Origin of the sequence: Pseudomonas sp. SL4(2022) (genome assembly GCF_026625725.1) — a bacterium.
In the GTDB taxonomy this organism is placed as follows: Bacteria; Pseudomonadota; Gammaproteobacteria; order Pseudomonadales; family Pseudomonadaceae; genus Aquipseudomonas.
The window spans coordinates 3,699,570-3,721,498 of the sequence record NZ_CP113060.1 but is presented as its reverse complement, the minus strand read 5'-3'; the positions used below and the strand labels follow the sequence as shown (position 1 = coordinate 3,721,498).

The window sequence follows — 21,929 nt, the reverse complement described above, 5'->3', positions numbered from 1 at the left end:
ACACCCGACCTGGTTATCACGCTACTTTCAAAGCATTGTCATCGAGCATTCCACTGATAATGGCCGCGGTGTCTGCACTGCCGTAATACGCACTGCTGGATAGATCTACACCCTCAAGCACGATCGTCTGATCGACAGCCCCTCCATCACCAGCTTTATCCACACTGATTGTCGTGCTGCCACTGGCAAAACCAAAACTCAGGTAGCTGCTCAATGCACTGGCTCCGGGCTGATCTGGGAGTCCCGAAAGCAGGTCTGAAAGATCCAGCATGTCAGAACCGATACCGTTAATGTCGACCGAGAAACCAAACACCCGATCCACACCACCCTCCTCTCCAGCGCGCCATACATAAGCATCCTTGCCGGCGCCACCGGTCAGTGTGTCGTTGCCCAGACCTCCAATCAGAATGTCATCGTCGGCATCGCCCAGCAGATTGTCATTACCGGCCCCTCCGAGTAGCGCATCACTGCCTGCGCCGCCATAGAGCTGATCATCGCCAGCACCGCCTTCAAGAATATCGTTGTTGTCATTACCGTTGAGGATATCGTCTCCAGCGCCTCCTACCAGGTGATCATTGCCCGAACCACCACTGAGGGTATCGTTTCCAGCGCCGCCATAGACGATGTCGTTGCCGTTCAGCCCATTCAGGGTGTCATTGACATCCTCACCCCCAATGAAATCACTGCTGTTCGAAGCTGTTGCAGGGTAATTATGATCCGCCAGGTTAATAGTCAGTATCGCACTGGACGTGCTGCCATCAGCATCAACAATGCTGTAGGAAAAACTGTCCGATGCACCTGTGTGGTAGTCCTGCTGATGCTGTGTGTAGGTGTACTGGCCATTAGAGGCTATTTGCAGCGTGCCGTAGTCCCCAGCAATGCTTACCCCACCGACCACAACTGCAACACCGTCAACGGCAGTGACCTTGAGACCTGCATCGGCACCGGGTTGGTCATTGGCGAGTAGATTGCCACTCAGCATGGCTGCGACCCACATCAGTGCCGGTGCAGTAACGTTCACTGTTTGAGTACTAGGCTGGGTGTAACTGTAACTACTGTAAGAGAATCTACTGATATCAAGATCCGCACGGTTACTGGTGGAGTTATCGAACACTGTAAACCTTACGTAATAGGCTCCAGACTCGGTTATCCCGCCGATGGTTTTGTTCGCCACACTACCAGTCTGCCCCAGCAGCTCAGCAACAGGAGAAGAAGAACCGACTTTGAATACCTGAGCCTGCCAACGGTCGGCACTGTTGAAATCATTAACGGTGGCGTTAAAACGTATCTCAACTGGATGAGCCGTATCTGCAACGACAGTAAACCCTGACGAATCACTGGATTTCTGACCACCATTGGGTGTGTTGGAAATATCACCACCTGTCAGGGACTGAGACACTGGAGTAACACTCCAGCTGCCGTCTACCTCAAACACTGCCGAGTAGAGATCATTGCCAGTACCCACGGCCCAATGACCTTCGTTCAGACTGCGAACATCATTGACTGCAAGGGGAACACTGTCCGTTACATTGATAATCAGATCTGCACTGGAAGCATCACCATCGCTATCAGCAATCGTGTAGGTAATAACTTCCTGTACGCCTGAGACAACGTTACCTGGTGAGCTGTAATGATAAGAGCCTGTTTTATCGATGCTCAGCGTACCACCCAATGGGGTTTCGATAATCAGATCGCTGCCATTTGCCGGAACATTGAAAGTCACCATCGTGGTTGTGGAACCAACCACCAAGGTAGCGCCCTGCCCCTGATACTGGGCCAACAACGTCAGGTTTGCATTATCTACAGCAAAATTGATCTGGGTGAGCGTCACAGGCAAATCATTGCCTGGTAGGTCTTTCCCAGCCACGCTATCCACATCCAGAATCACGTTGCCATCAATTGTTCCGGGCACTGTCTCACCGAGCGCGGCAGAGAGTTCAGCCGGGTTCTGCACCAGTACAGCTTCCTCGCGAGCATTTGCGACTTCTTTGAGCTCATTCTCTGCATCGGAGCCGTCGGGGATTTGAATCCCGACGGCAATCACATCAATGCCATTACCATCGACAAAGCTCTGCCAGTCATCCGGCGCATCTGCACTGCTCGGGTTTGGCTCACCGTCAGACAGGAAGTAGACCTTGTGCTGGTAGCCCGCCAGGTACTCAGAGCCACCTGGGGTCATTTCATCCTCAATCTCACTGCGCGCCATATTCAGTGCAGCAGCGTAGTTAGTGCTGCCGCTGGCCCCCAGAGAACCATCGAGAATGGCCTGCTTGGCCGCAAGCAGATCATTGCCCTCATAGCGCAATGAGGCATTTTCGCTGAAGGCAATAAAGTTGATATTGAGCAGCCCCAGATCACCCAGTGCAGCATAGCTGTCAATCAAATTCACCAGCGCCTGTTTCGCTACCTGCAGCCGAGTTGTATTTTCCAGAGTACCGTCACCATCCAGATCGGCCTTAATGACGTCATCATCCATACTGCCTGAGCGGTCCAGAATCAGGGTGAGGCTGAATGGACGCAAACCACTTTCCTCAACACTGACGGTATTGTTCCGTGCCACCGGTGCACCATCCTCGATGCACACAGTCAGCTTGGCTTCAGAACTGCTGCCATCGGTATCTTTGACGCTATAGGTGAAAACCTCTTGGCTATCCCCTGCGACATTGGCGGGTGCACTGTAGGTATAAGTCCCGTCCCCCGCGACTTTGAGCAAGCCACCTTTAGGGGTGTCAATTAATCCAGTCGTGCCCCCCTCAACCTTGTAGGTGACCAGAAACTGTCCTGCGCCCAGATTGGCCACGCTATCGGCATCATTACCGCTACCATCCTGGTAAGCCGACGCGTCAGCAACAATGAAGCTGATATGTGTCACCGTAACCGGGCCGTCAGCTCCTGGTAGATCAGCGCCTGCCACAGCGTCCACATCGGTGATCAGGTTACCCGTAACCGGATCAGGCACAGTGGCATCGAGAGCGGCAGATAATTCATCTGGATTCTGCACCAGCACGGCCTCTTCAGTGCCATTGGCGACCTCTTTGAGTTCTCCTTCCGCATCAGAGCCGTCAGGGATTTGAATACCCACAGCAATGACGTCAATGCCATTACTGTCGACGAAGGGTTTCCAACTGGCCGGGGCATCGTTACTGCTTGGGTACGGCTCACCGTCAGAGAGGAAGTAGACCTTGTGCTGATAACCGGGGAGGTATTCGCCACCGGGGCTCAGTTCATCTTCAAGATCACTTTTCGCCAGGTTCAGTGCAGCTTCGTAATTAGTCGTGCCATTGGGGCTCAGACCGGGATCAAGGATCGCCGCTTTGGCAGCCGCCGCATTGCTTCCTTCATAAAGCATGCTGGCGTTGCTACTGAAACCAATGAGATTGAAGTTAACGGGTACACCCAGCGACACATAGCTATCAATCAAATTGACCAATGCCTGCTTCGCGACTTGCAACCTGGAAACCGTATCAAGGTCACCATCACCGTCAATATCGGCCTCTACCAAGGAAGACATACTGCTGGATCGATCGATAATCAGGGTGACACTGAACGGTGGCAACCCCGTTTCTGGAACGCAGATCGAATTATCCTTAGCGATCGGTACGTCATCGACAATGTCGATAGTTAGCTTGGCCGGCGCAGAGGTTTCTGATGCGTCACGGGTGGTCAACGTAAACTCATCCTGCTCAGGGCCAGGTACATTCTCGGTGCGCTCCGTCAACTCATAACGGTATTGCGCAACACCTGTCTCCGTGTCGTAAGCCGTTATAGTCAGAGTGCCGTGATTCCCAATTATTGGGTTGTTAGTGCCCAGAGCGCCGATCAGGATTTCCTGTCCATTTATGGTTACCGCCAGGATCTCACTCAGGCCATCGGGGTCAGAGACCTTGAATGTACCCACAGCAAACTCACTGCTACTCAATGCTTCAGTTCCGCTGCCATCAAGCCCCGCTTCGAAGACTTGGTTACTCACCGGATCAACACTAATTTCTGGAGCACTGTTATTACCCACAATAGTGATGGTCAGCTTGGCGGTAGAAATATCCCCGTCCGCATCACGCATGCTGTACTTCAGACTCTGGGCGATGGTCTGACCATCAAGCAGGTTGATGACATCCGTATCGCTGTTGTCCAGAACAAAGCTATAGCCACCACTGGCATGGTTAAGCACCAGAGTTCCGTAGCGGGCCAATTCGGCTATCGCTGCGCCATTGGCAGCATTATCCCAGGCCACAAAAACCTTGCCGCCATCATTACCAGCAGCATCATTGTCCAGAACGCTCCCAGAGACTTGGCTAGCCGCCGCACTGCCTTCCACCAGCTCGGTTGGATTGTCATCAACGGCCAATGGCCCATCATCCCTGAAGCTGACGACCTTGCCGATGTCGAGGTTAGCGCTGCGGGTATCTCCATCGCCGTCAGTAACAGTGGCTTTCAGGCTGACATACCCTGCGCCAAGGAATTTGGCTTCATTCGCATCACCGGTGGGGTGCATTACCGCGCGCACTTGATTCAAGGTGACAGTGCCGCCAGCATCCACCGAAAGGGTAAACACCAGTTCACCATTTGTGCCCGCGCGCCCTTCTATTACGCCAGCAGGATTGACACCGAGCACGACAGGCTTGTTAGTGAGCGTGTCAACCAGACCGGTGGTAGTGGTTTGTACGGTCAGCTCATAATCGACTTTCTTCAGGCCATCGGCGCCAGCCTGAACATTGAATACACCGTTGAAATTGGCCTTGGCATCAACATCGAAATTCGATTCGTCAACCTGCAACGATGAACCCCAGGTAACACTGGTGCTGACATCGTTGTAGTCGTAGTCAGACGTTTCAGTCTTGTCTTCCCAGTTCTGATTCCCTGCGTTGCTGGTGTCTTGCAGGTGTGAACCGCCAGGATTGAGCCCAGCTGCGCTGAACAGCACATTGGCACCATCTGCGCCGGTCAGCGGGTTCCCACCTAGCATCGCGGTCCATTTGCCTTCAATCAGTTTGAAGGTCAGGTCAGTATTATTAGCCAAGCCTGGGTTGACCCCACCATTTGGGATGATGAAGAAGCCAACACTGTTGGGGTCCAAACCATTCAGGCTGGCGGTATCGCCTGCCTCTTGATCGTGCACATTTGCCCAGATCACTTTGCCGCTGATGGGGGAACCATCAGGGCCTTTTATGTAATACCCGTAACTATTGGCGTAACCCGCATCCGTGCCATAGAAAGTGACATAGGAGCCCGTATCAATGTTGCCGGCCTGGATGGTGGGGGTGTCATCATCAATCGTGACGACCAGAGAACCATCAACATGGTCATCGTCACCGTCAGTTACCCTGTAGCCAATATTAAGGGTTATGTTGTCTTCAGTATCCGCAACAGGGTGCATCAACGGTTTCAACAGATTGACGGTATAAGCCCCCGTAGCCGGATTGGTCAGCGTTACGTTAACCAGAAGCCCGCGAACACTGCTGATACTCAGCGTGTTTGTGGCTGCATGCCAGGTTGAGGTAACAGCTTCACTGCCCAGACTAAGTGGCCCGCTGAGCACAATGCTCTTGAGTCCATCAGCCCCTGCACTGTAACCCAGAGAACCGCTGATACTGGTCAAGGCTTCCGCAACATCAGCGTCACCGCCATTGATGCCACCCGGCAAGCCTTCATCGTCCAGGGGTTTGGCCGCAGTGACATGACTGGCCGTTGGCGTGTCGTCATCCACGTCGATCTGCAACATACCGTTAGCGTAATCACCGTCCTTGTCGGTAACGCGGTAGTTCAAGGTAAAGCCGATATTGTTCTCGTTGTTACCAGCCTCATGGCGAATGGCTGCTAACTGGATAACCCGGTATTCGCCCGTGATGATATCCAACTCGATACGCAGTACATCGGTGCTGCCCTGCTTGATCAAGAGGTCGTCACCATCCTTCACATAGCTGAAACCAGCTGGGGCTGTTCCACTTTCAAGCAACTGCACACTGCCCGCGCGATCTGCTCCAAAATCATGCCCGAGAATGCCCTGCAAGGGCGAAACGCCATCGTCGCCAGTGCCGCCAGGCAACCCAGCCGGGAGATCATCGTCATCCAATTGCACAAGGCTGTTTGGCGTCGAACGCGGACCATCATCGCGGAAACTGATCACTGCCCCCAGGTCGATGCTGGCATTGGCAGAGTCTCCGTCCTTATCTAAAACTGTGGCGGTGAGTGAGATATGACCTAAGCCAAGGAACCTGGCCTCATCAGGATCTACTGTGTTGTGGAAAATTGCGCGCTGTTGGTCGAGGGTGACTTTACCCGCGGTATCAACGCTGAGTTTGAATACCAGCTCACCGCTACCCGCCGTGCGCCCTTCAAGTACACCAGACTCATTGACACTCAACATCACGGCTTGATTGGTAAGGGTATCGACCAGCCCACTGTCACTGTCGTTGACATCGAATTGGTAGCTCAGGCGTTGCAGCCCATCCGCTCCGGGCTGCACATTGAAGACGCCGCTAAAATTGGCACTGACATCAATATCCAGGCGTGTTTCATCAACCTGCAGCTGCAAGCCACTGCCCCAAGTGACATTTGTGCTGACGTCGTTGTAGTCATAATCAGAGCCAGTGGTCACATCCTCCCAGTTCTGATTGCCAACGCCGCTGTTGTCCTGCAGGTGTGAGCCACCTGGATTGAGGGCGGCATCACTGAACAAGACATTGGCCCCCAAATCACCGGTCAACGCCGTTGAGCCAAGGAACGCTGTCCATTTACCCGCCACCTGCTGGAACGTCAGTTCAGCACCATTGATCAAGCCGCTATTGGCGCCGCCATTGGGGATGATGAAGAAGCCGACTTGGGCCGGGTTGAGTCCAGCCAGGCTAGAGGTATCGCCATCGACCTGATCCTGCACATTGGCCCAGATTACTTTCCCAGTCTGTGGCGTGCCATCGGCGCCCTTGATGTAGTAGCCATAACTATTGGCATAGCTGGCATCAGTGCCGTGATACGTCACAAACGAATCGGTAGAAAGGTTGCCTGCCTGAATGGTCGGCGTGTCATCGTCGATACTAACTACCAGTGAACCGGTCGCTGTGTCGTTATCACCGTCCGTCACCTTGTAGCCAATATTCAGGGTGATATTGTCCTCAGTGCCACTTGCGGGGTGCATCAACGGTTTCAACAGGTTGATGGTGTAGGCACCGGTAGCGGGGTTGGTCAATACAACGGTCACCAGCGAGCCACGTGAGCTGCTAATGGTTAGCGTATGACTCACGGCATCCCAGCTGGAAGAAACCGTTTCAGTGCCCAGCGTTGCCGGCCCACTGAGAGCAAGTGACTTCAAGCCATCAGCCCCTGCTGCAAACACCAGATTACCGCTGGTGCTCGTAGCGGCTCCTAGGGTGTCTGCCGGGCCACCATTGATCCCACCAAGCAGGCCTTCGTCATCCAGCACAAGCGCAGCCGTGGTTTGACCGGCGCTTGGGGCGTCATCCTCGAAGCGAATCACATGGCCGATATCGACTTTGTCCACCGCGACATCACCATCACCATCAGTAATGGTCAATACGGCCTTGATCTTGCCGCTGAGTGTCCGGGCTTCATCAGCACTGCCGCTATCAAGGTGCTGAATGGAAATGTACTGCGCCACACTCAACTTGCCGTCACTGCCAATTGCAACGGCAAAGGCAGCTTTTCCGTTCTCGCTGCCACCATCCACTCGGCCGACGACAAGTGAGCCTTCAACACTCAAGCGAATGGTAAAACCGTCAGTCGTCTTCAGACCGGAATCTTGCCCATTACTCCCCTGCAGAGCCAGGCTAAGCACGGACGTCGCACCTTCCTCGTCCTGGCCGACAGAACTCCCTGCCGTACTCACCACTGAAGTGGCGCTTTGCGCATAACCGGTTGTACCGAGATCAGTGCCCGGATGCATTACACCACTGAACAAGGCAGACAGATCCGCCACGTCGTTATCATCTGCATCCCCCACAATTGAGGGAGTCAGCACTGCATTCTGCAGGCCTGCTGACTCGTCATGGGTCACAGACGCATTCCGTACCAGGCTGATGCAAGCGGTGGGGCCGTCATCCTCAAAACGGATCACGCTGCCAATATCAACTGTATCGACCGCTACATCATCGTCGCCATCGGTCACTGTAACCACGGCGAGAATCTTGCCAGCTAGTGTTTCGGCATCGTCATAGTTGCTACCACCGAGCGAATGCCGCAGCGACACATACTGAGCCAGACTCAATGAACCGTCTGCGCCAATGGCTATCGCAAACGCAGCCTTGCCAGTATCGCCGCCACCAACAATACGCCCAACGATCAAGGCACCCTCTAGATGCAGCGTAATGGTGTGGCCGTCAGTGGTTTTCAGGCCAGAGTCTGTTCCATTGCCATTTTTGACCAGCAAGCTGAGCTGGGTGGTAGCCCCCTCTTCGTCCTCGCCATAGCTGCTGCCCTGGGTCGTCACTACAGGCGTCGTGCTTTTGGCATAACCGGCGGGGGTGATATCAGTGCCTTTATTGGCCACACCGTTAAACGCTGACAGGAACGCCACATCATCATCGCCGATATCACCGGGCGTCCAGGTCGTCCAGAAGTTCTGCAATCCAGCCGTTTCATCGTGGGTGACGTCGACCCACGGGCCTTTGAGATTAATGTTCGCGCTGGGGCCATCATCCTCGAAACGAATAGCGCTACCGATCTGGACCTTGTCGATCGCAACATCGCCATCACCATCGGTCACCGTCAGTACTGCCTGCACTTTGCCTGCGAGACTTACCGCTTCGTCATAGCTACTGCCACCGGTAGGATGCTGCAGCGAGACATATTGCGCCACGCTGATCGTTCCATCCGCGCTGATGGCAACAGCAAAGGCTGCCTTGCCATTATCTGGCCCACCCACAATACGACCGACAACCAGGTCGTTTTCCATGTACAGCTTGATGGTGAAACCCGCAGTGGTTGTACGCCCAGAATCAACCCCATTACCCCCAACAATCGCCAGGCTGAGTTTTGAAGTAGCACCTTCCTGATCCTGGCCATAGCTGCTGCCAGCGGTACTTACCAAAGGACCATTGCTTTGCGCATAACCTTTAGGGGAAAGATCACCACCTCTATTGACCACACTATTGAACAGGCCGGATACGCCATTACTGTCATGGTCATTGGCATCCTCAGGAGCAGCAGGTGTTGCGCTGGCATTCTGCAGCGCAGGCGATTCGTCATGTACAACGATCGCCCCCTGAATCAGTTTGACGCTAGCAAGCGGGCCATCGTCCTCAAAACCGATCACATGGCCAATACTGACCTTATCCACTGCCACGTCACCATCGCCGTCGGTGACAGTCACGACTGCTTTGATCTTGCCAATCAGATTCACGGCTTCGTCATAACTGCTGCCACCAGCCGGGTGCTTCAGTGACATGTACTGGGCCACACTGATCGAACCATCGCCACCAATGGCCACCGCGAAGGCTGCTGGCCCAACAGCGTCGCCACTGGCAACACGCCCCACGATCAACGCACCCTCAAGGTAGAGGTTGATCGGTTTGCCATCGGTGGTTCTGAGGCCCGAGTCACTGCCTTGGGCACCGCTCAGTTCCAGACTGAGCACAGTACTGCCCTTGCCATCCGCGCCATAACTGCTGCCGAAAGTACCGACAATTGGCGTCAGACTCCGGGCAAAACCAGCAGGATCAATGTCAGAGCCTTTATTGCTCACACCATCGAAAACAGAAGCTGAGCTGACATCATTGTCCCAGTCTCCCGGCTTCCACCAGGAAGTGAAGAAGTTCTGCTGCCCCGCACTTTCATCATGTACGACCTGTGCCCATGGACCTTTCAAATGGATGCATGCCTGCGGGCCATCGTCTTCAAAACTGAATGCCCCGGCAGCACCAAGGTCGATCGATGCGCTGTCGCTGTCGCCGTCACCATCGGTCACGGTCTGCGTCAGCAGCAGTGCATTTTCAGCCAACTTCAGCACTTCGCTGTCATCAGCATCCGTGGTGTTGTCATGCCAGATGTTATCCAGCAGACCCAAGGTCACAGCACCGCTGACTGGGTCGATAGTCAGGGTAAAGTAATCCACACCACCGGCACTGCCAGTGATGATATTGCCGAGTTGATTCAGAACAATGGGCTCGCCCTTGCCTTGCGGAGCATCCGCATTGACCGCAAACAGCCCGCTCGGCACATCCTCCCCGCTCAGCTCCAGGCTGTACACCGTGCCGGCATTGCCTGCGGCAGCACCATCAGCGCCGAACACACTGGAAAACTGCGACTGCACTATCTCGCTACTCAGGACAGCAGAAGCATTGCCATCGGAATAGACGCCACCTAGAACCGCCAGACTTTCATCCACCGGTTTAGCGACTAGCTGACGAGACTCTTCACTGAGTTGAGCCAATGGGCCATCGTCTTCAAAGCTGAATGCCCCGGCAGCGCCAAGGTCAATCGACGCGCTGTCGCTGTCGCCGTCACCATCGGTCACGGTCTGCGTCAGCAGCAGGACATCTTCCGCCAACCTCAGCACTTCGCGGTCATCGGCATCCGTGGTGCTGTCATGCCAGATGTTATCCAGCAGATCCAAGGTCACAGCACCGCTGACTGGGTCGATAGTCAGGGTAAAGTAATCCACACCACCGGCACTGCCAGTGATGACATTGCCGAGTTGATTCAGAACGATGGACTCGCCCTTGCCTTGCGGAGCATCCGCATTGACGGCAAACAGCCCACTCGGCACACCCTCCCCACTCAGTTCCAGGCTGTACACCGTGCCGGCATCGCCTGCGGCAGCACCATCGGCACCGAACACACTGGAAAACTGCAACTGCACAACAGCCGCGCTCAAGACCGCCGAGGCCACACCATCGCCCAAGGCACCGCCCAGGGTCTCCAGACTTTCGTCCACCAGGACAGAGGGCAACTCGCCAGCTTGCTCACTGACGGAAGCCACTGGTCCGTCATCATTAATGAGAACATCGATAAAGGCCGTTGGAGATACATCACCATCCAGATCAAACACGCGCACAGCAAAACGATCAGTGACCTGATCATCAGCGCCTGTAGCATTGGGATTGGTGTGATCGAACGTGTTGCCGGTCAGCGTATATGTCCAATTACCGGTTGCATCAACACTCAACGTGCCGTACTGGCCCTGTAAAACACCACCAACGGTGACATCTATCCAGTTGCCATCAACGTCTTGAACCTGCAAAGCAGAAACGCCATCAGGCGAAGTGATGAGAATGCTGCCATTGGCCTGCTCAGCATTGCTTGCTGAGTTGCTCCCATTTTCCAGTCCCTCTTCATCCACCACCACCGGTCCTGCAAAAACAGTCCCGCCCACATCCTCGTACTGCACATCAACGGCTGGGCTGAAATCTGGCGCTTCATCAACATCAACAGGATCGGGGTCTGGGAACTCCGGTCCGTTATCCAAACCTTCGGTCGCAAAACCGATGATCGGATCCAAGGCTCCACCCGTTTCCCCCAGCAACACAAAAGAATGGCCACCGCCTGCGCCACCGGCACCACCTGCACCACCAGCGCCTGGACCAGCCGCAGTGGCTTCACCTTCCAGCGTAGGGTCTACGCCAGCCTCAATAGCGGCCTGCAGCTGCTCCACATCGGTCAATTCCCCATCGTTCGGGGTCGCCGGTGTCGAATCCGCATCAGAATTTGCCGGATTGCCACCTGCAGATACCATCTGCTCGATGAGGTTCAGACTGCTGTCACGCCCCAGCGTTAATTGCTGTCCATTGCTCATGGCAACCGCAATAGATCCAGCGACTCCAGTAACGATCTGCTCCCCTGCAAATACTCGATCACCATCACTGAGTGGCCGACGCGTTCCATCGCCAGCTACTGCATAGACTTCGCCGATAACCTGGCTGACGACACCAATCAAAGTAGCCATGATTCCATCCTCACTACAGCTGTCGACCACCGTCGACACGTATGCCAAAAAAGGCCGGAATACCTTTCAAGGAGAGAACAAAACCACTGGCCGATCACAACGACGTAAAACTTAAAAACTCTAACGACAAAAAAATGTCACCCCAACCCGCGCCGTTTACCGCACCAGCAAGATCCCGCCCCTTTGTGTATCTGACCGCTTGTTTTAGCCGCGTAAACCCACGAAAAGCACGAAGTACACGGCTTCTGATTGAAAACAATGTGCTGGTTTTCGCAGTCTGCATAAGATTTTTTTCTCATATGCGTAGTAGCAATTTTTTCTTAGCTACGCTGAAAAGTGTTCTTAGCTATGAGGTTACAAACTCAGAACAAAACATCAGGGAAAAGAGCCATTTTTTTGGCGACTGGATTGATACTTTAATAAAGGAGAGTTACCAGATGCGCTCACTCAACCCTCTATGGAGCAGTATTGTGTTGGCCATGGCCTGTACACAGGCACAAGGCATAACGTTATCGGAAGCGATCCAAAGTACGCTGGACAACCACCCAGAAATTCATGCAGGCGTCAACAGCCGTCTTTCATCAGATGAAGAAGTCAAGATTGCCAAAGGCGGCTACCTCCCGACTGTTGACTTGTTGGTGGGCTATGGCCGTGAACATACCGACAGTCCCAGCACGCGAGCCTTGGGTAATCACAACACTGAAACACTGAACTACGGCACGTCGGAGTTACGCCTGCGGCAAATGCTGTTTGATGGGTTCAACACCCCCAATGAAGTTGAACGCACCAAAGCCGTGGTCAACTCTCGGGCTTACCGCCTGCTGGGTACATCTGAAAGTCTGGCATTGCGTACTGTTGAGGTGTATCTAGACCTGCTGATGCGCCGCGAAATGGTCGAGCTGGCCCGCAATAACCTGCAGGCTCACCAACGCATTAATGATCAGATCAGCCTGCGTAGTCAGCAGGGTGTAGGCAGTACGGCTGATCTCGATCAGTCTGAAGCGCGCCTGGCCCTGGCAGAAAACAATCTCTATACCGAAAAGGTCAACCTGGCCGATGCCGAAGCCAATTTCTTCAGCGCCGTTGGTCGTATGCCAGATGAACTGGATTCGCCCGCCTCACTGAAAGGCTCACTGCCAGCCACGCTTTCCGATGCGCGCCAAACGGTGATCGAGAACAACCCTTTCCTCAAGTCGGCACAAGCTGACGTGCACGCCGCTGAGAAGCAATATGAAGTCGCCAAATCCACCTTTTACCCACGCGTAGATCTCGAACTGGCCACCAATGCCGATAATGACACTCAAGGTGATGAGGGGCACACCAAGGGTTGGCGGGCCGCGGTGGTGATGAATTACAACTTGTTCAACGGTATGCGCGACAAAGCACGCCTGCAGTCAACCGCGCACCAGATCAATGAATCGATGGATATCCGCAACAACGCCCTGCGTGTACTCAACGAAAACCTTTCCCTGGCTTGGAACGCCATGGAGAACGCCCAGCTGCAAACCCCGAAAGCCCGCGATTATGCGGATTACACCCAACGCGTCCGCGAAGCTTATCAACAGCAGTTCAGTCTCGGTCAACGTACCCTGCTCGACCTGCTCGACAGTGAGAACGAGCTGTTCACTGCCAACCGTCGCTACACCGAAGTGCGTTTTCTCGAAGAGTTTTCCATGTACCGCGTAACCACTGCGATGGGGGATCTGTTGCGGCAGCAACAAGTAGTCGTACCGGTAGAAGCAGTAGCCCTCACCGAAGTGAAAAGTGAGGCGCGTCTGCCGGACATGAAGTAGAACCGGCATAAGGAGTAGTAGACCTTGACCACCATGGAACGGCCAGGGCCAGCCAGCGATCCACGCCTCAACCACGATGACCCGCTGCTAGATGGCTTGTTGATTCTTTGCAAACTCCACGGTTGTTCAGCCAGCCGTGGCAGCCTGAGTGCTGGCCTGCCATTACCTGAGCAGCGCCTGACTGCCGATCTACTGCCACGAGCTGCAGCAAGAGCGGGATTGCAGGGACGCCTTCTGCAACGCGACCTGACAAGCATCTCGACCCTCAACCTGCCGGTATTACTGTTATTAAAAAACGGTCGCAGTGCCGTTTTGCGACAGTGGGGGCCTAATAATCAAGCGCAGATTTTACCGTGCGAAGCTGATGGCGGCGAACAGTGGGTCAGCCTCGAACAGCTTAAAGCGGAATACAGCGGTAAAGCGTTTTTCGCCCGTCCACGGCATGAACTGGAAGAAACACGAAACCCATTGGTGCCGCGAATTGAAGCCTGGTTTCGTGACACCCTCAAGTTGTCACGCTGGCTGTACACCGACGCCATTCTCGCCAGCCTGCTGATCAACCTGCTTGGCCTCATGGTGCCGCTTTTTGTCATGCAGACCTACGACCGTGTCGTACCCAATCAGGCAACCTCGACGCTGTGGGTTTTAAGTATCGGTTTGCTGATCGGAATGGGCTTTGAACTACTGCTGAAAGTCCTACGTTCGCACCTGCTCGATACGGCCGGCAAAAAAACCGATGTCGTACTCTCGGCAACACTCTTCGAGCGAATAACCGGCATGTCCATGAAGGCCCGGCCGGCGACCATTGGTGGTTTTGCGCAGAGTATTCATGACTTCCAGGGATTACGAGAGTTTCTTACCGCCGTAACCCTGACCAGCCTGATCGACCTGCCGTTCTCGATTTTGATGATTGTGGTGATCTGGCTTATTGGCGGCTGGTTGGTTGCCATCCCCTTGCTGGCTTTCCCAATTACAGCCTTGTTTGCCTTCATCATTCAGGCCCGAATGCGCGATACGGTTGAGAAAAGCCTGCAATTGGCCTCACAACGCCAGGCACTGCTGATTGAAACACTTGGCGGCTTGGAAACACTCAAAGCCTGCAGCGCGGAAAGTGAGCGCCAACACCAATGGGAGAAAACCCACGGCGCACTCACCCGTCTGGATGTACATGCCCGCTCTCTGGCCGCCATAGCCACCAACGGTACCCTGTTTCTGCAACAGTTTGCCGGTATGGCCACCATCATCTGCGGGGTGTACATCATTATTGCCGGCAACCTCAGCGTAGGCGCTCTGGTCGCCTGCTATATGCTGGGAAGCCGTATTCTTGCGCCCTTGGGGCAGATTGCCGGACTTATTACCCGCTATCAGCAAGCGCGCCTGACCATGACCAGCACCGACGCGCTGATGGCCTTACCCCAGGAACGTCAGTCGAAACAGCGCCCATTGGATCGTACCCAATTACACGGTGCCCTCGATGTACGTGACGTGACCTTCAACTACCCTGGGCAAAGCACCCCAGCCCTGGCCGGCGTAAGCCTGCGTATGACAGCTGGCGAGCGGATTGGCATCATCGGCCGCAGCGGCTCTGGCAAGAGCACGCTTGCCCGCCTGGTAATGGCCTTCTACAGCCCGGACAAAGGGCAGATTCTGCTCGACAACCTCGACCTGCGTCAGCTTGATGTAGCCGATCTGCGCCACCAGATTGGTTATGTCGCTCACGATTTGCCATTGCTCGCTGGAAGCCTGCGCGACAACCTGACGCTAGGTGCCCGCTACGTCAGTGATGCGCGCATGCTTGAAGTGGCCGAGTTAACCGGTGTCGTTGACTTGGCGCGGCAACACCCACAAGGCTTTGACCGCCCGGTGGGTGAACGCGGTCAATTGCTTTCTGGCGGCCAACGGCAAGCCGTACTGATGGCCCGTGCGTTGCTACTCGATCCTCCCATCCTGTTGCTCGATGAACCCACCAGTGCAATGGACAATACCAGCGAAGAAATTCTGCGTAACCGCCTGCAAACCTTCGCTCAGGGCAAGACCATGCTGCTCATTACCCACCGCGCTTCCATGCTCAGCCTGGTTGATCGCCTGGTGGTACTGGATAACGGCCACATTGTTGCGGACGGCCCGAAAGAAGCAGTGATTGAGGCGCTACGCAAAGGTCGAGTAGGCCCAGCAGCGGTATAGGAACAGCCATGTCCACACGCCACTCGATTCGCGATTACTTTGCCAGCATGCATCAGCGCAAGCAGGATACCGAGTTCATGCCAGAGGTCGACGGGGCCATTCTCGAAGACTCACCTTGGTTCACCCGAATCACCGTCTGGGTGGTCAGTACCTGCCTGTTAGCGGCATTGGCTTGGGCCCATTTCGCCATTTTGGAAGAAGTCACTACCGGTGAAGGTAAAGCTATTCCTTCTAGCAAGATCCAGGTCATCCAGAATCTTGAAGGCGGCATTGTCAGTGAAATTTTCGTGCGCGAAGGCCAAGTGGTGGAAAAAGGTGCTGTGCTGTTGCGCCTGGATGACACACGCTTCCTCTCCAACCGTGGTGAGACCGAAGCCGACCGACTGGCCCTGGTCGCCAGGGTCGAACGCCTGACGGCTGAGGCTGAAGGCCGACCACTCAATATGCCCACCGATATCCTGAACCAGGCACCGCAGCTGGCCGAGGATGAATTGGCGCTTTACCAGTCGCGGCAAAATCGGCTGCAAAGCGAGCAACGCACCCTCGGCGAACAACTGCGACAGAAGACTCAGGAACTGGCCGAGTTTCGTGCCAAATCCCAGCAGTACCGTTCCAGCATGGGCCTTTTGCAGCAGGAACTGGACATGTCGCAACCATTGGTAGCTACCGGTGCCATTTCGCAGGTAGAAATTCTCCGCTTGCGCCGTAGCCTCGTGGAAATACGCGGCTCACTAGACGCGACCAACCTGGCCATTCCCAGAGCCGAATCGGCGATGGATGAGATCAAGAGCAAGATCGAGGAGTCAGAGCTGAGCTTCCGCTCGGAAGCCTTCAAAGAGCTCAACGAAATCCGCACGGAACTGCAAAAAATTACCGCCACCAGCCTAGCCATCGATGACCGGGTCAGCCGCACGACAGTAGTTTCACCCGTACGTGGCATCATCAAGCAGCTCAAGGTCAACACCATTGGCGGCGTTGTCCAGCCCGGTAGTGACATGCTGGAGATTGTCCCGCTGGATGACAGCCTGCTGATTGAAGCCAAGGTACGGCCACAGGATGTAGCCTTTCTGCACCCGGGCCAAAAGGCCATGGTTAAGTTCACCGCCTATGACTACACCATCTATGGCGGACTCAAGGCCAACCTTGAACTGATCAGCGCCGATACCATCACCGACGAAGAAGGCAACAGTTTCTACCTGATCCAGGTGCGCACCAATAAGAGCCATTTGGGCAGCGAGGAGCGTCCACTGCTAATCATCCCCGGCATGGTCGCTACCGTGGACATCATCACCGGAGAGAAAAGCGTGCTCGACTACCTGCTCAAACCGGTACTCAAGGCGCGCTCAGAAGCAATGCGCGAACGCTGAGGACACTTAGCCCGCCGCATCAGCATGGTTACGCTGAAAGGTGTGCTCACCCATCGCCTGGATCTGTCCCTCGATCAACGCCTCGAATGGCGCAAGCAGTGTATCGAAACAACTGGGCGCCTCAATAATGTTGAGCGCTGACACAATCGCTTCGATAGTCGATATCGCCCCTGGCATGGGCGCTTTACGCAAGCGATAGCGCGACTGCAGCCCCGGCGGCAACATCACCCGCGGCAAAGCTGCCAGAAGCGGGTTCAGGTGCAACAGTTTACGAGCCTTACGCCAGGTGCCATCAGGCACTACCAAAAGTAACGGGATGTCATGGCTCTGTTCGGCAAACGGCAATAATGCCTCGGCCTGCTCTCCAGGGAACAAGAGGCAGGCACGATAGCCAGGCTGCTTGAGCAACGCAGGCAGCGCGTCGAACACTTCACCTACCCACAACTCAGCATTGGTCAATCCCAATACAGCCAGACGTGCCGTGTTAAGTGCATGCTGCACCTCACTCGGGTGCTGCAATATCAACACCCGAGTACGGCTCGGCAAATGGGGAATCAGCGCACAGAGGCAGCGATTGCTTGGACGGGTACAGCGCGGGCATTGCAGGCGTGGCATGGTGTTCTCCTCTGCCACGCAGTGTGCCACAGACACTATTCGGAGGCGCCAACCTCACAGGGATCTGAGGCTGACTTCAGCGGTTGAATCGTTCGGCCAGGCTATGCAGGTAGTCAGCCATGTCCTCTAGTTCCTGACCAATCTGCGCGCCCTGATGCGCTTGATCAGCACTGCGATCAGATAGCTGGGCAATCTGAGTAATCTGCCGACTGATGTCTTCAGCCACATGGCTCTGCTCTTCGGATGCGGCAGCCATCTGTTGGCTCATACTCGTAATACGGCTTACCGCCTCACTTATTCCAGCCAATGCGGTACGCACAGATTCGACACTACCGACACTTTGCTGGGATATCTCCTCGCCTTTACCGGCCGTGACCACTGCACGTTCAGCACCAGCCCGCAGCGACGAGATTATTTGATGGATTTGTTCAGTGGACTCACGAGTACGCGAGGCCAGCGAACGAACCTCATCGGCTACCACGGCAAAACCTCGTCCTTGCTCACCAGCCCGAGCCGCTTCGATGGCGGCATTTAATGCCAACAGATTGGTTTGCTCAGCAATTGAGGTGATTACATCTGCCACACTACCGATGGACTGTGTTGAATTAGCCAAATCATTTACAGCCTGACCAATATCCATCACCGCGTTGGCCATCTGCTGCATCGAACTCAGACTGCCACTGGCCAACTCCAGCCCCTGCTTGGCCAACCGATCAGCATCTTCGGCCGCATGTGAAGTGTTTTGCACGTTGTGCGCCACCTCTTGAATGGTGGCGGCCATTTCGTTGATCGCCGTCGCTGACTGATCCGTCTCAGTGCGTTGTTGATCCAGCATCTGTGCGCTGGAACGAGACAAGTCGGCAGAACGTGCGGCATGTTTCTTGACGTTATTACCGGCATCCTCGATCCGTGTAAGCGCTGTTTGCAAACGCGCCTCTTCGCTGATCATGGCCATATCGAGCAGCGCTTGCGCGCCACGACTGTCGGTATAGGTAAGCGCAACGAGGGCGCTGGTAAAGGCTTTGGGATGTTCTGCCAGCGTCCTACGTATAAGGCTGCGTTTGCTGTAAAGCTGAAAAGAGCCGAGACCAAACATGGCCGCCACGATAAACCCTAATAACCAGAGATCGGTCAATACAAAGTGTGCCCCAAGAATAATCAGACCAATGAGAATAAGCGGCCATGACTGAATAATGTCGAGGGTCCAGTACTCAAGCTTCGGCACCGGTGATTTACCTTCACGCAAACGCTTATATAAGTCATCTGCACGACGCTTCTGGGCATCGTCAGGTACTGAGCGGACTGACTCATAACCCACAACGCGCCCATTTTCGTAAATGGGCGTAACGTATGCACTGACCCAGTAAAAATCACCATTCTTCGCACGGTTCTTGACCATGCCCATCCAGGGTTTGCCCTGTTTGATGGTCTCCCACATATGAGCAAAAACGCTGGGAGGCATATCAGGGTGGCGCACCAGATTGTGGGGTTGCCCCAGCAACTCTTCGCGGGTAAAGCCGCTGATTTCTACAAACGCATCATTGCAATAGGTAATGATGCTGTTGATGTCGGTTGTGGAAATAAGCCGTTCATCCTTGGGGAAAGTTCTTTCTCGCGGGGTCACTGGAAGGTTCTGGCGCATCGAAGCTATCCCTGTTTTACGATTTACAACTCTAGGTCTAGCACAGCCCCTCAAAGCCGCTAGGTCATGCGCCGTTGAATATGTATTTATGATGACTTGGAGCAATTCACAGACAATACGACACAGCAGCTAAATACATGACTGCTGTGTTGAGGATAAACAGAGTGAATGGGCGGTTAGTGACGGGGGCCTTTCGGGTTCACCGCATGGTTATGCACAGGAATCGGCTGCAGTTGCGGTTGCCTACGCAAGCCGAGAATAACTAACAGATCCAGCAAGACAGTCTGCAACTTGGTATTCATGAAATTGCCTCCAGCCAGGAACATCGGACAGGTGCATGCACACCTGTCTCAAGCCTAGATCAGGCCTGAGTAATCTGCTGGCACAACCGTTAAAACATCACCCGCACGCCGGCATACACAGTGCGCCCCGGACCTGGCTCGAAGTAGCGCGCATTGCCGTCATTGATACGCAGGTTGTCGAAGTAGTCGCGCCCCAGCAGGTTATCGATGCCCAAGTAAGGCTCCAGGCTTTGCTCGGCAAACTGCAGACGTTTGCCAAGCCGCAGGCTGAGCAAGGCATGCCCAGGGGCAGACTGAGTATTTCGGTCATTGGCGTAGACCTGCGTCTGCGCTGTGACGCCCAGGCGCAGATAGAAGTCTTGATGTTCATAAGCCACTTCACTGAACAGGCTCTGCGCCGGAATACCCGGCACACGCTTGCCAGAAAAATCCTCAGCCTGGGCCTGATAATCGATAAAGCGGTAGCGGTTGTAGGCATAAGCCAGGGACCAACGCCAGGCATCGGCAAGCTGCCAGTCGAGGCTCAGCTCCACACCATCGCGCCGTGATTGCCCGGCGTTGCGGTAAAAGTTGCGTCCCGGTTGCGCCGGCAAGCTAAACGCCAGCAGTTCATCCTCCAGATCGATGCGGTATAGCGCCAGGGCATAGCGCAGCGCAGGCCATTCCCCCTTGATGCCCAGTTCACGACTGAACGCCTGAGCCGGTTGCAAAGTGCTGTTGAAGCCTGCGCCTTGGGGGTTCCCCAGCTCGTTGATGGTGGGCGTTTCGAACGAACTGGCCAGACGCGCATAGAGTGATTGCTGAGCGCTGAAGCGATAACTCAAACCGCTGCTGTAATTCCAATCAGCCAGGCGCCGTGAACCAGAGTCATCACGGTTATCGATCAGGTAGGCATCATCCACCGCCAGGCGCACGCGGTCGTAGCGCAGCCCGAGCGCCGCCTGCCATTGCTCGCTGAGGTCGATCTGATTCTCGACAAACAGCCCCTGACTCAGCGCCGACTCCTCCTGTTGCTGGCGCAACGTGCCGCGTTCGCCGAGTAGGTTGTCATGGCGCAGCCGATCGTCGCGCTGCGCCTCCAGGTCAAAACCGGCGCTGAGTTTATGCGCCAGACCGGCCACATCACGGTAATGGCTGTACTGTCCACCCACGCCGCTGAAATAGCGCTCAAAGGTGGTCTGCCCGTTTCGCTCAAAACCCAGGCGGTTGCCAAACTCGCGATGCCCCAGGTAACTGCGCAGCTGATACTGGTCAGCTCCCGCGCCATAACCCTCCCAGACCAAGCCAAGGCGTTGCTGGCGGATATATTCATCAGCATCAAAGCGCAGGTTGCCGGCTGCCGCCTGGCGGCGATCTGCCTTGACTTCAGCTGCCGTCAGGCCACCTGGGTCTTCAGCGCGGTTGTCGATGGCATTGACGCTTAAGCGCAGTTGGCCGTTAGGCGCATACCAGCGCAGCTTGCCGGTCAGGCTGTTGGTCTGCGCGCGGCTGTGCTCACGGTAACCGTCCAGCTGGCTGCTGTTGAAGGCCAGCAGACCACCCAGATTGCCATCACTGCCGCCCAACTCACCACGCCAGCGCTGATAACCTAACCCGGCTGCGCTCAGGTCCAGCTGCATGGACGGCAGACTTGGCGGCTCGCGGGTGTCGATGACCAGTATGCCGCCAGCGGCATTGCCATACAGCACTGAGGCGGGGCCGCGCAGCACCTCCATACGCTCGACCAGGCCAAGGTCGAGGCCATCGAGTTCAGTCTGGCCATCCGGCATGGTCAGGGGCACACCGTCGACCAGTACCCGAATCCCACGCACACCAAAATTACTTCGCGCGCCAAAACCGCGAATGGCCGGACGCAGCCCTTGAGCCAGGTTGTAGCGGTTGAGGCTAAACACGCCGGGCACGCGGGCCAGCCAGGCACCCAGGGCGAGGGACTGCTCACCCTGGGTGGTCGATGCGTCAACCACGGTTACCGCAGCAGGCGTACTCAGCCAGCGCACATGGCTACGCGGGCTGGTAATCAGCAGCGGCGAGAGTTCTACCGCCGTCGCCTCGACCTCGGCCGCCAGCAGCTCTGGGCGCTCCGCCAGTAGCCACAGCCCGGCAGTCAGTGCGGCACAGGCAACACGCACGCGG

Annotated in this window: 8 protein-coding genes; 3 read left to right on the top strand and 5 right to left on the bottom strand. The window is 55.3% G+C overall.

Annotation, left to right across the window (positions count from 1 at the left end):
• Positions 1-16 precede the first annotated feature (16 nt).
• The gene (locus OU997_RS17625; protein WP_267807815.1) at positions 17-11,893 is read right to left on the bottom strand and encodes a retention module-containing protein; all 11,877 of its coding nucleotides are present in this window, start codon (positions 11,891-11,893) and stop codon (positions 17-19) included.
• 437 nt (positions 11,894-12,330) lie between these two features.
• On the opposite strand from OU997_RS17625, the gene OU997_RS17620 reads away from it, so the two are divergent.
• The 3 genes from OU997_RS17620 to OU997_RS17610 are packed head-to-tail and all read left to right on the top strand — an operon-like array spanning position 12,331 to position 17,237.
• Positions 12,331-13,686 (top strand): TolC family outer membrane protein, encoded by a 1,356-nt coding sequence (locus OU997_RS17620; protein WP_108486401.1) that lies wholly within the window; start codon positions 12,331-12,333, stop codon positions 13,684-13,686.
• A 33-nt stretch (positions 13,687-13,719) separates the two neighbouring features.
• On the top strand, positions 13,720-15,870 hold the full coding sequence (locus OU997_RS17615; RefSeq protein WP_108486402.1) for a type I secretion system permease/ATPase: 2,151 nt from the start codon (positions 13,720-13,722) through the stop codon (positions 15,868-15,870).
• Between the two features lie 8 nt (positions 15,871-15,878).
• Complete coding sequence (locus OU997_RS17610) at positions 15,879-17,237, top strand: HlyD family type I secretion periplasmic adaptor subunit (protein WP_267807813.1); 1,359 nt, start codon at positions 15,879-15,881, stop codon at positions 17,235-17,237.
• 6 nt (positions 17,238-17,243) lie between these two features.
• Here the strand turns inward: OU997_RS17610 and OU997_RS17605 are convergent, their stop codons facing one another.
• The 4 genes from OU997_RS17605 to OU997_RS17590 form a co-directional block, all read right to left on the bottom strand.
• A complete protein-coding gene (locus OU997_RS17605; protein WP_267807811.1) occupies positions 17,244-17,852 on the bottom strand; it encodes a tRNA-uridine aminocarboxypropyltransferase in 609 nt (202 codons plus the stop codon).
• Between the two features lie 76 nt (positions 17,853-17,928).
• On the bottom strand, positions 17,929-19,494 hold the full coding sequence (locus OU997_RS17600) for a PAS domain-containing methyl-accepting chemotaxis protein (protein WP_267807809.1): 1,566 nt from the start codon (positions 19,492-19,494) through the stop codon (positions 17,929-17,931).
• Positions 19,495-19,670: 176 nt separating this feature from the next.
• Positions 19,671-19,796 (bottom strand): PA1414 family protein, encoded by a 126-nt coding sequence (locus OU997_RS17595; protein ID WP_256582993.1) that lies wholly within the window; start codon positions 19,794-19,796, stop codon positions 19,671-19,673.
• 89 nt (positions 19,797-19,885) lie between these two features.
• The gene (locus tag OU997_RS17590) at positions 19,886-21,925 is read right to left on the bottom strand and encodes a TonB-dependent receptor family protein (RefSeq protein ID WP_267807807.1); all 2,040 of its coding nucleotides are present in this window, start codon (positions 21,923-21,925) and stop codon (positions 19,886-19,888) included.
• Between the last annotated feature and the right edge of the window lie 4 nt (positions 21,926-21,929).

Coding starts and splice junctions, on each gene's coding strand:
- OU997_RS17625 (WP_267807815.1), bottom strand. CDS start 11,893: ATGGCTACTTTGATTGGTGTCGTCAGCCAGGTTATCGGCGAAGTCTAT.
- OU997_RS17620 (WP_108486401.1), top strand. CDS start 12,331: ATGCGCTCACTCAACCCTCTATGGAGCAGTATTGTGTTGGCCATGGCC.
- OU997_RS17615 (WP_108486402.1), top strand. CDS start 13,720: ATGGAACGGCCAGGGCCAGCCAGCGATCCACGCCTCAACCACGATGAC.
- OU997_RS17610 (WP_267807813.1), top strand. CDS start 15,879: ATGTCCACACGCCACTCGATTCGCGATTACTTTGCCAGCATGCATCAG.
- OU997_RS17605 (WP_267807811.1), bottom strand. CDS start 17,852: ATGCCACGCCTGCAATGCCCGCGCTGTACCCGTCCAAGCAATCGCTGC.
- OU997_RS17600 (WP_267807809.1), bottom strand. CDS start 19,494: ATGCGCCAGAACCTTCCAGTGACCCCGCGAGAAAGAACTTTCCCCAAG.
- OU997_RS17595 (WP_256582993.1), bottom strand. CDS start 19,796: ATGAATACCAAGTTGCAGACTGTCTTGCTGGATCTGTTAGTTATTCTC.